The 13201-nt window shown below is 33.4% G+C and carries 13 protein-coding genes; 12 read left to right on the top strand and 1 reads right to left on the bottom strand.

Features of this window, described 5'->3' with window-relative positions:
- Positions 1–60: 60 nt before the first annotated feature.
- The 9 genes from UH7x_RS03395 (at position 61) to UH7x_RS03355 (ending at position 9123) form a co-directional block, all read left to right on the top strand.
- Entirely contained in the window at positions 61–1161 is a 1101-nt protein-coding gene (locus UH7x_RS03395; RefSeq protein WP_482362314.1) for an acyloxyacyl hydrolase, read from the top strand.
- An 11-nt stretch (positions 1162–1172) separates the two neighbouring features.
- A complete protein-coding gene (locus UH7x_RS03390; protein WP_482362313.1) occupies positions 1173–1994 on the top strand; it encodes a head GIN domain-containing protein in 822 nt (273 codons plus the stop codon).
- Positions 1995–2011: 17 nt separating this feature from the next.
- Positions 2012–3115: a serine hydrolase domain-containing protein gene (locus UH7x_RS03385; RefSeq protein WP_482362312.1), complete on the top strand. Its 1104-nt coding sequence runs from the start codon at positions 2012–2014 to the stop codon at positions 3113–3115.
- A gap of 115 nt (positions 3116–3230) precedes the next feature.
- Positions 3231–4349, top strand: coding sequence for a hypothetical protein (locus UH7x_RS03380; RefSeq protein WP_482362311.1), 1119 nt, complete (start codon positions 3231–3233; stop codon positions 4347–4349).
- A gap of 133 nt (positions 4350–4482) precedes the next feature.
- On the top strand, positions 4483–4950 hold the full coding sequence (locus UH7x_RS03375; protein ID WP_482362310.1) for a hypothetical protein: 468 nt from the start codon (positions 4483–4485) through the stop codon (positions 4948–4950).
- Between the two features lie 227 nt (positions 4951–5177).
- Complete coding sequence (locus tag UH7x_RS03370; protein WP_482362309.1) at positions 5178–6005, top strand: prephenate dehydratase; 828 nt, start codon at positions 5178–5180, stop codon at positions 6003–6005.
- Positions 6002–7147 carry a pyridoxal phosphate-dependent aminotransferase gene (locus UH7x_RS03365; protein ID WP_482362308.1) on the top strand — a complete coding sequence of 382 codons (1146 nt, stop codon included), beginning with the start codon at positions 6002–6004 and terminating at the stop codon, positions 7145–7147. Before UH7x_RS03370 ends, UH7x_RS03365 begins: the two co-directional genes overlap by 4 nt.
- 31 nt (positions 7148–7178) lie before the next feature.
- Positions 7179–8036, top strand: a complete 858-nt coding sequence (locus UH7x_RS03360) for a prephenate dehydrogenase (RefSeq protein ID WP_482362307.1) — start codon at positions 7179–7181, stop codon at positions 8034–8036.
- A 4-nt stretch (positions 8037–8040) separates the two neighbouring features.
- Positions 8041–9123, top strand: coding sequence for a chorismate mutase (locus UH7x_RS03355; protein ID WP_482362306.1), 1083 nt, complete (start codon positions 8041–8043; stop codon positions 9121–9123).
- Between the two features lie 86 nt (positions 9124–9209).
- Here UH7x_RS03355 and UH7x_RS03350 read toward each other — a convergent pair whose 3' ends face one another.
- Positions 9210–9656 (bottom strand): hypothetical protein, encoded by a 447-nt coding sequence (locus UH7x_RS03350; protein WP_482362305.1) that lies wholly within the window; start codon positions 9654–9656, stop codon positions 9210–9212.
- Between the two features lie 133 nt (positions 9657–9789).
- Between UH7x_RS03350 and rsgA the strand changes: the two genes are divergently transcribed.
- From rsgA to UH7x_RS03335, 3 genes are all read left to right on the top strand, one after another.
- Complete coding sequence (rsgA, locus tag UH7x_RS03345; protein WP_482362304.1) at positions 9790–10740, top strand: ribosome small subunit-dependent GTPase A; 951 nt, start codon at positions 9790–9792, stop codon at positions 10738–10740.
- The gene (gene dtd / locus UH7x_RS03340; RefSeq protein WP_482362303.1) at positions 10741–11193 is read left to right on the top strand and encodes a D-aminoacyl-tRNA deacylase; all 453 of its coding nucleotides are present in this window, start codon (positions 10741–10743) and stop codon (positions 11191–11193) included.
- A 101-nt stretch (positions 11194–11294) separates the two neighbouring features.
- Positions 11295–13199 (top strand): DUF3857 domain-containing protein, encoded by a 1905-nt coding sequence (locus UH7x_RS03335; RefSeq protein ID WP_482362302.1) that lies wholly within the window; start codon positions 11295–11297, stop codon positions 13197–13199.
- Positions 13200–13201 lie beyond the last annotated feature (2 nt).

Here is a 13201-nt window from a genome sequence, read left to right as displayed (position 1 = left end):
GAAATAAAAGCCTTTGTTTGCTTTAAATTTTATCCCTGAATAGTTTTACCTTTACTTTTTATGAGGTTAAAATCCCTGCTTTTTTCTTTGTTATGTAGTCTAACTTTGTTCGCCCAAGACAAAGTTGTTGCAAAAAGATATGTAATTGATGCTAATCAATTCTATGGTTCTATTCTTTTACATAATCCAGATATTACTCATTTAATACAAGATCACCCAACCGGATTTATTCTTGGTTTTAATAGAAAGACTTACGGGCAAGAAGAATGGGAAGAACTTTATAATTATCCTGATGTAGGGTATTCATTCGTTTATCAAGAGATGAATAATGAAACGCTGGGTAAACATTATGGTCTCTATGCGCACTACAATTTTTACTTTCTCAAAAGAAACTTACAATTAAGATTTGGTCAAGGTGTTTCGTATGCTACTAATCCTTATGATAAGAATACCAATTTCCGTAACAATGCATATGGCTCAGACTTTTTGAGTTCTACGTATATAATGTTGGGTTTTCATAAAGAAAATATCTTAAAGGGTTTGGGTTTTAAAGCAGGGCTCTCTGTAATTCATTATTCAAATGCTAATGTTAAGTCACCAAATACGTCTACAAATACATTTGCTCTAAATGCTGGATTAACCTATGATTTGGATGGAGGCAAAGAAGTAGCTTATATAAATGACTCAGAAAGAAAAAAAGTAACGGAACCAATTAGACTTAATCTGGTTTTAAGAACAGGAGTAAATGCTAGTGATGTTATAGGATTAGGGCAACATGCTTTTTATGTTTTTTCTGGATATGCTGATAAACGTTTGGGTAGAAAAAGTGCAATTCAATTAGGAGGAGATGTATTCTTTTCTCATTTCCTAAAAGAATTAATTCGTTTTCAAGCAATTTCTTTTCCAGAATACGGAGTTCAAGAAGATGACGATTTTAAGCGCGTAGGATTATTTATTGGTCATGAACTTTTTATTAATAGAGTTAGTTTTATAACGCAGTTGGGTTACTATGTTTATTATCCTTTTGATTTTGAAGGAAGGGTGTACAATAGACTTGGAATGAAACGATATTTTGGAAAAAATGTATTCGGTGCAGTTACTTTAAAAGCGCATGGTGCGGCGGCTGAAGCTGTAGAATTTAGCCTTGGCATTAGGTTTTGAAATTATTATTTATGATTGATTTAATTACATTTAGAAGTACAAACTACCCTGGAAAGAACATGGGGCAGAGGGTATTTTTTATTGTAAGAATACTTTTTTCTGCATTTTTATTTTTTTTAATAAATTCCTGCAATTCTGAATCCAGTTCAGATTGCTTGCAAAATTCTGGTGCAATTGTTCGAAAAGAAATACAGTTGCCTGAGTTTTCTCAAATAACGGTTTATGAAAAAGTTGTACTAGAAATTAAGCAAGGTGCTACTCAAAAAATTGAGATTGAAACTGGTGAATTTCTAATAAATGAAATTACTGCTGAAGTTGAAGATGATCGTTTAATTCTTCGTAATGATAACGGGTGTAACCTTTTTCGAAATTATGGCATTACTAAAGTTTATGTTACCTCACCAAATATTACGCAAATTAGAAGTAGTAGTGGATTGCCAATTACAAGTGATGGCGTTTTGGAGTACTCGTCTATAGAATTATTGACAGAAAGCTATTTAGAACCAGATGCGTTAACCACCGATAGTGAATTTGATTTAGAACTTAATGTAGAGACTGTTAGCGTAGTTGTAAATGGTATTGCCTATTTTAAATTGAGAGGTGTAGTAGAAAATCTAAGTTTATATATTGCGTCTGGCGATTCCCGTATTGAAGCTGAAAATCTAATAGCAGATAATGTTACAATAAATCATAGGGGTAGTAATGATATGTTTGTAAATCCTCAAGAATCTATCAAAGGAATTATACGTGGAAATGGAGATGTAATCAGTAGTACTACGCCACCTATTGTTGAGGTCGATGAACAATATAAAGGGAAATTGATTTTTAAATAGTTTAAGCCTTTTATTACATGAATCCAATTTTAAAATTCTTACGAGATTTATCTGCATTTCAAAGAGTTGTAGGTGATTCCTCTGAATTAAAAGGCTTAGTAAAAGTTGACGCATTACTGAACAACTTAATTGAAAATCGGAAAGTTCCAGGTATTGCAATAACAGTTTATAAAGAGGGTGATTTAATATTGCAAAAGGGCTATGGATTTGCTGATTTAGAAGCTAAAACCTTAATTAAGCCGAAGAAAACAATTTTTAGAATTGCTAGTGTATCTAAAAATATTGCAGCTGCTACTTTAGCACATTTGGTTGATGAGGGAAAAATAAATTTAGATGATTCTTTTTACGATTACGTTCCGTATTATCCAAAAAAGGAGTATGATTTTACAATACGTCAATTGGCTAACCATACCGCTGGTATTAGAGGTTATAGAGGTTTAGAATTCGGATTAAATAAACCCTTATCAATAAAAGAAGGTGTTGCCATATTTAAGGATGATCCACTAATTTTTAAGCCAGGTACCGAATATCTGTACAACAGTTTTGATTGGACATTACTGTCTTTAGCAATGCAAGAGGCTAGTGATATTCCTTTTGAAAAATTGGTAAAAGACTTGGTTTTAAGCCCTTTAAAACTTAGTAATACTTTTGCTCCGCCAAATAATTCTAACAAAGATTATTTAAATCAGGATTTGACTGAGGATTTAGAGCAAAAGGAATGCGTTACTTTTTATTCAAAGAATAAGCTAGGTTTTCGTAAATCTATTCCAGTAGATAATTATTATAAATTAGCTGGTGGAGGTTACTTATCTACTTCAGAAGATATTTCAAAATTTGGTCTTGCTTTATTAAATGATGAGGTTTTTAGCAAAACTATGAAGTCTGAATTCTTGACCTCTCAAGAAGTTAATGGAGCGAAAACTTATTATGGATTGGGTTGGCAAGTAAGCGAAGATAAACATGGAAGACCTTTTTATGGTCATGTTGGTAATGGGGTTGGTGGGTATTCTAACTTCTTTGTGTACCCGAATGAAAAAATAGTATTTTCAATACTAATAAATTGTACCGACCCTAAGGTGCAAGATGAATTAGATAAAGTAGTTTCACTGTTGTTAGATTAATTACTTATCACTAAAATATCGGACTTCATTTCTCGTAAAAACTACAATAAAGTTAAATGGTTATCCGTTTCCGATTAGGATTAATCCTAAAAACAAATAACCAAAACCTAAAATTATGAGAAGAGTAAACGTATTATTAATGGGCTGTTTAGCTTTTGCCGCATTTTCTTGTTCTAATGATGATACAGCAGAATTAGTGAGTAACCCAGATCCAGATGGCGTAAATGAGAAAGAAGAAATTTTATTAGATGTTAATGCTGTTACAAGTGGTGTAAGTATTGATGGAGCTACTGAAAAACAAGGAAGCCCTGTTCCCACTGGGGATTTAGCTTTTAGTTTGGATTATGAAAAGCAAACTGCTTTTCAAAAAAATGGATTTAATATAGAGTTTAAGGCACCGGAAGGTTTTGCAGGAGCCTATGTGCAATTGAAAGATGAAAATGGAATGGCGGATTCTTATTTTGATATTCCTTCAAGCGCTACATCCGGAGTCAACAATAAAGCGCCCAAAACAATCGAAAGAGGATTTTTTAATAATAAAAATGCAGCGAAAGGAAACTTGGCAGGAAAAGGCGAAGATACTTCAGTAAATGTGAATTTTAGTGCGGCAGTTTCTGCTGGTACTTTCTGTTATGTAATTTGTGTGTATGACGGACAAGGTAATATTAGTCAACCTTCAGAAGTTTGTGTTACTGTAGAATCTTGGGGTGGCAATGTTAACCTTGTTTCAGATTGGGATTTTTCGAAAGAAGTAGATAATGGTGAGACAATAAATGTAGGTGAAGAATATTGTGATGATTATGACTATACCAGAAACTTAGATTGTAGTAGTGGGGAATCCAAAGAAGTTACAGTAGATTATTGTTATACCACTAATGGATTAGAGATTACTTTTAAGAGTGATGGTACGTATTCCTATGTTTCAGAAGATACAGATAAAGAAGTAGATTGGGATGCTTCAGAGGCATCATGTGAGTTAGTTTATGTTGACGATAATGAAGTATATACTTCTAGTGGAAATTGGGCCTTTGATGAAGAAGAAAGTAGACTTACTTTAGTAGAATTTGAGTATACGGAAACCTATGATGGGCAAACAGAATCTGGTGTTGAAGAAGATGGTTATTTAGCATTTGATGGAAAAATAACGCTTACAGCAAGTAATTTAGTTATTACAGAAACGGACACCTATGAAGGTGTAGAAGAAGTATACGAGTATCATTTTAATAAAAAATAAGATTAAAGTATTTTAATTTAATAGAAAGGCTTCCAATCTTGGGAGCCTTTTTATATTTGAACTCAGAAAGTACTTTCTCAATTTTGAACAATGTTGAATTGCAATTATCTTTTTTATTTATACCTTATTTAAAATGAAATTATTTAATTCTTGTATATCGTTGGTGTTGATATTAGTTTTCTCCACCAATATTAGCGCCCAAGAAATTAGTGTAAAATCAGGTCTTTTGAAATTGAAATATTTTCAAGGTGATGAACAAATAATGAAACAAGAGTTCAAGGATATTCTTGCAACAAATACAGAGGCTTTTGATTTATGGAATAAAGGGAAAAGGCAAGAAAATCTTTGGTGGACCTTCGCTGCTGTGGAAGCAGGCTTTGGTGTTTGGTTTTTTACTGTGGAAAGAGAAGCAGAAAAACAGCGCGCTCCTTTGATTGGTGTTGTTGGTTCATTTGCAATAGGTTCAATTTTCTTTTGGAAGTCTGTTAACTCCAAAAAGAAGTCGATTTTGACATATAACAAACAATTTGATAAGAAAACTACGTTTCGATTATTTCCAGTAGGTAATCATAATGGACTAGGTTTAGCCCTTAAATTTTAAGAAATTGTAATCAAATCAAAATAAATTCTTCATAAAAGGAGATTTTTAAATTAAATTCATACATTAGCCGCAAGTTTAAGTTTTATGAATACGCAATTCTTTTTTAACAGATTCTTTTTTTACTTCTTTTTTAAGAGAGGTACGGGACTGTTGTGAAGTATTGAATATATAAGCAAATTGAAGTCCCGTTAAAAACGGGACTTTTTTGTTTATTAGAATTATTAAAAATGTCAGTAAAAATAGCAATACAAGGTATCAAAGGTTCAAATCACCATCAGGTGGCTCACGAATATTGTAATGTTGATGCCGAACTTATAGAATGTATGTCTTTTGATTATTTAGTCGATAGGCTCTTAGATGGTTCCGCCGATAAGGGAATTATGGCTATTGAAAACTCTATAGCAGGCTCTATAATTCCCAATTACGCTTTAGTGCATGATAATAACCTCCATATAATTGGTGAACATTATTTAAATATTCATCACAATTTAATGGTGCTAAATGGACAGACAATTAATGACATAGTTGAAGTTCGGTCTCATCCTATGGCATTGTTACAATGCAAAGATTTTTTTAGAAAATATCCAAACATAAGATTGGTCGAAGATGTTGATACAGCGGAGACAGCAAAACAGATTCAAGATAAGCAATTGAAGGGTATAGGTGCCATTGCACCGAAAGTAGCCGCTGATTTGTATGATTTGAACATCATAGCATCTGATATACAGACGATCAAAAATAATTCTACTCGTTTTATTATTGTAAAAACAAAAAATAAAGAACTGCCTAAGGAAGAAATAAATAAGGCTTCCGTAAGGTTTATAACTGATCATAAACGTGGCAGTCTAGCGACAGTAATGAATGTTATGAGTGATTGTAACTTGAACCTAACCAAGATTCAGTCATTACCTATTATTGAAAAACCTTGGAAGTATGCTTTTTTTGTAGATGTGAAATTTGATGATTATGCCCATTTTGAGAAAGCAAAATCGTTGTTGGACATCATGTTAGATGATTTTAAAATATTGGGTGAATATAAAAATGCAATGCTATGATTCGCACCGCTGATCGGTTACATACTGTTGAAGAATATTACTTCTCTAAGAAATTAAGAGAGGTTAGGGGGTTAATGGCTGAAGGCCGACCTATAATTAATATGGGTATTGGTAGTCCCGATTTAATGCCTGCTGCTGAAATTGTTACATCTATACAAAATGCGGTCATAGAAGATGGTGCGCATCAATATCAGAGCTATCAGGGTTTGCCTGCCTTACGCGAAGCTTTTGCTGAATTTTACCTTTCTAAATTTGGAGTATCTGCAGATCCAGTTTCAGAGATTTTGCCTTTAATGGGATCAAAAGAAGGAATTATGCACATAAGCATGGCCTTTTTAAACCCAGGAGATGAGGTTTTAATTCCGAATCCTGGATATCCAACATATAGCTCAGTTACCAAATTGGTAGGAGCTGTACCTAAATATTATGGGCTTAAAGAAGAGAATGGTTGGTTTCCTGATTTAGAAGCCCTAGAAGAAGAGGATTTAGAGAAAGTGAAAATTATGTGGGTAAATTACCCACATATGCCTACCGGAGCAAGTGTTGCTAAAACGGAATTAGAGAAATTAGTGTCTTTCGCAAAACGGAATGATATTCTGTTGGTGAATGACAATCCATATAGCTTCGTATTAAATAACGATCCTACCAGTATACTTGCTGTGAAGGATGCAAAGGATGTGACTTTAGAACTAAATTCTTTGAGTAAAACTTTTAATATGGCCGGATGGCGTGTTGGTATGGTACTCGGTAACACAGAGCATATAAATGCAGTATTGAAAGTAAAAAGTAATATGGACTCAGGTATGTTCTATGGTATTCAAAAAGGAGCTATAGAAGCCTTAGGAAGTAGTCAACGTTGGTACGATGATTTAAATGAAGTATATGGGAAGCGAAGAGGTTTGATATACAAATTAGCCGACAAACTTAATTGTACGTATGATGTTAATGCAGTAGGAATGTTTGTTTGGGCTAAGTTGCCATCAGGTAGTGTGAGTTCAGAAGAATTTATTGATAAAATCTTGTATAACAAAAATTTATTCCTAGTCCCAGGTACAGTTTTTGGAAGCAATGGAGAGGGTTATATTAGATTTTCACTTTGTGTGCCTGAAGAAAAGATACAGGAGGCAATTGAAAGATTTTGAAGGGAGTAATTAGTAATAAGTAAATAGTAAAATGAATTTATTTATAATCGGTATAGGTTTAATTGGTGGCTCTTTTGCAAAAGACATCAAAAGAATTCAGCCAGAAACTAAGGTTTTTGGTATCGATAATAATCCAGCACATCTAGATGAGGCCATGACTTTAAACATTATAGATGCGAAAGCAAATTATAATGATTTGAGTACGGCCGATATGGTGATTGTGAGTATTCCAGTTGATGTTTTGGTTGCTGAGCTTCCGAAAATATTAGATGCCATAAATGATGATTGTGTTGTTATCGACGGGGGTTCTACTAAGAATTTAATTTGTGAAACACTTAAAGATCATCCAAAGAGAAGAAATTATTTAGCATGTCACCCAATTGCTGGTACAGAGTTTTCAGGTCCTTCTGCGGCAATTGAGAATTTATATAATGGTAAAGCAAATATTATTTGCGAAGTAGAGATGACTGCATTTAAGTTGCAGGAAAGAGCTTTAGCTATTTTTCAGCAAATGGGTATGAGAATTAGATATATGAACCCCGTGGCGCATGATAAGCACATTGCGTACGTGTCTCATCTATCACATATCAGCTCTTTTATGTTGGGAAAGACTGTTATTGAGAAAGAGCGAAATGAACGTGATATTTTTGACATGGCGGGTAGTGGATTTGAGAGCACTGTACGATTGGCAAAAAGCTCACCAGCAATGTGGACGCCCATATTTGAACAGAATAAAGAGAATGTTGTAGCATCTTTGAATGAGTACATACAAAACCTTCAAGAGTTTAAAGAATTATTGGAGAAAAGTGATTATCAAGGAATTTATAACGAAATGAACGATACAAATAAAATAAAGGAAATTTTAAAAGGAATACCGCTTAACAAATAATAAAATGGAAAACAAAAAAGAGATGAGAGGTTGGTTAGATAACATGAAGTTAGACCATCCATTAGTGATTGCAGGGCCGTGTAGCGCTGAAACAGAAGAACAAGTTTTAGGCATTGCCCATAGCTTAAAAGATACTGATGTTAATTATTACCGTGCTGGTATATGGAAACCTCGTACTCGTCCTGGAAATTTTGAAGGTGTTGGTGCTTTAGGATTAAAGTGGTTGCAAAAAGTGAAGGCTGAAACTGGTATGAAAACGACTACCGAAGTTGCGAATGCTGCTCACGTAAAATTAGCACTAGAATATGATGTAGATATGTTGTGGATTGGTGCCCGCTCAACAGTAAGCCCTTTTATCATGCAAGAAATTGCAGATGCATTAGCTGGAACAGATAAAACAGTATTGGTTAAAAATCCGGTAAATCCAGATTTATCTTTATGGTTAGGTGGTATCGAGCGTTTATATACTGCTGGAATTAAAAATTTAGGTGCAATTCACCGTGGGTTTTCAACATACGAAAAAACAAAATATAGAAATATTCCAGAGTGGCAATTAGCTATAGAATTTCAAAATAAATTTCCAGATCTTCCATTAATTTGTGATCCTTCACATATTACTGGTAAGCGTGATATGATTTTTGATGTTTCTCAGACTGCTCTTGACCTGAATTTTGATGGATTAATGATTGAAACACATCATGACCCAGACAATGCTTGGAGTGATGCTGCACAGCAAGTTACACCAGCTGCATTAGTTCAAATTATGAAAGACCTTCGAATTAGAAAAGAAACTGATAGCGAAGCAGAATACAATGCTAAACTAAGCAACTTAAGAGCTCAAATAGATATTTTTGATCATCAGCTAATTGAAACCATGGGAAAACGTATGAAGATTTCTGATGGTATAGGTGAACTTAAAAAGCAAAAGAATGTTGCTGTGCTTCAATCTAATCGTTGGAACCAAATTCTAGGTGCAATGATTCTTGAAGGAGAATCTAAGGGATTGAGTGAAGAATTTGTTTTAAAAATGTTTAAAGCAATACACCAAGAATCAATAAATCATCAAGAAAAAATAATTAATGCTTAATTCAAGCTTTTAGTTTCTTACTTGGATTTCAATAAAAACAGCCTTTTGATTTAAATCATAAGGCTGTTTTCTTATTAACTAAATTATTACTCATTTTTCTTAAAAACGTAACGCGTAATAAAAATACCTTGGCCATCTTTATCGCCAGCATCTGCCTCTACGCCACTGGTTACGAAAGCAAGCTCCCATCCATCTGCAGCCATTTTGCTTAATTTTGAAGAAATAACAGCATCGTTTGCGGCAATATTCTGAAAACGAATTCCTGCAATATTATAAAAATTAAGAAGCTTAGTTTCCTCAAAATTCTTTACTCTGATATCTGCGCGTTTCGACTTGTTTCTAGTATTGTCTTCTTCGGTTTGTTCTGTTGTGTAGCTTTCAAAGTCTTTTTCTTCCTGGGCATCTATAATTCTGGACCTGCCAATACCACTAGGTACAATAGATTCTACACTTGTAATTACTTTAAATTGTTGTGAATTAGCATCCAAATAGGATATGAAAGCTAAGCATGTTAAGATTATAATTTTTTTCATGATAAATTTTTAAGGTTTACAAATAAGGACAAACAAATTATGCGATGGTTGCATATTAATCGAATACTGTAAGAATATTAAATATCAGTGTATTATAAAAGTATTGCTTTTCTTTGTACCCTAAATAGAATGAATGCGAGGTGTTGTCTATAAATCTACAGGAAGTTGGTATACCGTTAAAACGGCGGATGGCGATTTTTATGAATGCCGTATAAAAGGAAAGTTTCGAATTAAAGGAATTAAAAGCACAAACCCGGTGGCTGTAGGAGATTATGTTAAATTTGAATTAGACAATCAAGGAGATGTTACTGTTGGGGTTATTTATGAAATTGAAGATCGCAAGAATTATATCGTCCGAAAGTCTGTAAATCTATCAAAGCAAACACATATAATTGCTGCTAATTTGGATCAGGTTTTTTTAATGATAACATTAAACAATCCAAAAACCTATACTGTTTTTATAGACCGCTTTTTAGCAACTGCAGAGGCTTATGATGTACCAACCGTATTATTGTTTAATAAAGTTGATTCATACAGCCCAGAAGAGCTAGGTGAGATTAAATATTTGGCGGAACTTTATAGGAATATTGGATACACATGTATTGGAATTTCAGCTACTACTGGTAAGAATGTAGATAAGGTTAAAGAATTAATGCGAAACAAAACGAGTATGTTTGCAGGTCATTCAGGTGTTGGTAAATCTACATTGGTTAACATTCTTGAACCGAGATTAAATATTAAAACCACCGAAATTTCCGAACAACATTTACAGGGCCAACATACTACGACTTTTGCCGAAATGTTTGATCTTGATTTCGGCGCACGTATTATCGATACACCTGGTATTAAAGGTTTTGGTATCGTTGATATGGAGAAAGAAGAAATTGGCGATTATTTCCGAGACCTTTTTAAATTGAAGGGTAATTGTAAATTTAATAATTGTCTTCATTTGGACGAGCCGAAATGTGCTGTAAAAGAAGCATTGGAAAAGGATGAGTTAGCCTGGAGTCGTTACCGTAGTTATGTGCAAATGGTAACAGGTGACGATGATGGATATAGAACTGATGATTTTGCAGAAAAATAGATGAGAGCAATTATTCAAAGGGTTTCAAGAGCTAGCGTGACAGTGGATCTAGATGTAATATCAGAAATCAATTGTGGTTTATTGATATTATTGGGAATAGTAGCAGAAGATACACAAGAAGATATTGAGTGGTTGTCTCGGAAAATAGTAAACCTTAGAATTTTTGGTGATGAAAACAATGTAATGAATAAATCACTTATTGCTATAGCTGGTGATGCTATCGTTGTTAGTCAGTTTACCTTACATGCTTCTACTAAAAAAGGAAATCGGCCTAGTTACATAAAAGCAGCTAAACCTGATATTGCTGTGCCTTTATACGAGCAATTTATAAGTCAAATTGAGAAGGATTTGGGTAAAAAAGTTGGAACGGGTGTTTTTGGTGCCGACATGAAAGTCGATTTAATAAATGATGGTCCAGTCACTATTTCAATAGATACAAAGAACAAAGAGTAATCAACTTAAACAAGTAAACGGTCTTTTAGTCGGTTTTTTTTGGCAAAAAGTAGGAAAAGTAATTATTTTTATTTTCTTATAACAACCCCAAAATATAATTGATGCGAGTATTTTTGGCACTTAGTGCCTTGTTAATGTGCTTTTTATGTACGGCACAAGAGAAGCAATTTTTATCTTCTACAATAGAGAAGAATCTTACAGAGAACGCAAACGCCGTTGTGCGTTTAGATGAAACTGTGGTTGATGTTTCTTCTAAAAAAAGCATGACCGTTACCAAACGGCGTATTGTTACTGTGCTTAAAAAGGCTGGCCGTTCGGTGATAAACCCCTATGTCTTTTATGATCCTGCTACTAAAATTCAAGATTTAAATGTAATCGTTTTTGATAAAAATGGGAACGAAATAGAGAAGTTTAAAAAGAAAGACTTTAAAGATGTTAGTGCTGTTGATGGTGGTACTCTATATGGTGACTCTCGTGTAAAGTATTTTAATTATACACCAATCGATTATCCTTATACAGTCGATTTTTCTTTCAGTTATAACACTTCTAATACAGCCTTTTTGCCTAAGTGGTCGCCAATTGAAGAATATCTGGTAAGCACTGAGAAGAGTACTTATAAAATTTCTCAACCTTCTGTATTGAAAATTAGAAAAAAAGAAAAGAATTTTGAACTTTATCCTATAGAAAATCACTCGTCAGAGAAAGTTATTTCTTATAGTCTAAAAAACGTACCGGCTACTAAAAGAGAAATATTAAGTCCTGCTTTTTACGAAATTGAACCGAGTTTATTAGTTAGTCTTTCAGATTTTCATCTTGAAGGAGTTAACGGACAAGGTAGCGACTGGGTTTCAATAGGTAAATGGCAATACGAAAGTTTATTATTAGAAAAAGATATTGTTTCAGAAAGTACTAAAAATCTGATAAGTGACTTGGTTTCTAATATTGATAATAAATTAGAAAAGACAAAGAAAATTTATCAGTACGTTCAAGACAATACGCGTTACATAAGTGTTCAATTGGGAATAGGTGGGTGGATGCCCATTGATGCTAATGAAGTGGATAGGGTTAAATATGGTGATTGTAAAGGACTAACTAATTATACCAAAGCACTTTTAAAATCTCAAGGAATTGAATCTTATTACAGTGTAGTTTGGGCTGGTAATTATAAGCGAAGTATTGAGTCTGATTTTGCTTCTATGGAGGGGAATCATGTTATCTTAAATGTGCCTCATGAAGGTGAAGATGTGTGGTTGGAATGTACCAGTCAAAGTATTCCGTTTGGCTTTTTAAGCACTTTTACAGATGATCGTGATGTATTAGTAATAACACCAAATGGTGGGGTTGTAAAACATACAGATGCTTATTTGAATGAATATAATTCAAAATTTACCACAGCAAATTTTGGACTTTCGGAAGAAGGCGGTATTAAAGGATCAGTTGAGATAACTACAGGTGGTGTTCAGTATGATAGACATTCTCGAATCGATAAATTGTCAGAAAAAAAACAGGATGAATACTATAAGGAATATTGGAGTAATATTAATGGATTAAAGATTAACACTATTTCACTAGAAAATAATAAAAGTGAAGTTCTTTTTAAGGAAAAAGTAGCTGTAGAAGCGAAAGCTTTTGCGAGTAAAGTTGGTGAGGAGCTTCTTTTTAAACCAAACCCTTTTGATCAAGATAATTTTGTGCCAGACCGTTATAGAAATAGAAAGCTGCCATTCGAAATTTCAAGAGGTTATTTTAATGAAGATGAGTATACTATTAGGCTTCCTGAGGGTTTTGAAATATCTACTCTACCAAAACCTATTACTATTAAAAATAAGTATGGATCATATGAAGTAACGATTGGATCTATTGATGTTAATACTTTGATCTACAAAAGAAAAATTATGATGTTAAGTGGCACATATTCTAATGAAGAATATACTGATTTTAGAAACTTTAAAAGGGCTATTGCAAAAGGTGATAACCTTAAAATGATTTTAAAAAGTAAAATATAGAA

The sequence above is a fragment of the Aurantibacter sp. UH7 genome, assembly GCF_056839165.1.
The sequence above is the reverse complement of the archived record's forward strand: the minus strand, read 5'-3'. Positions and strand labels throughout refer to the sequence as shown.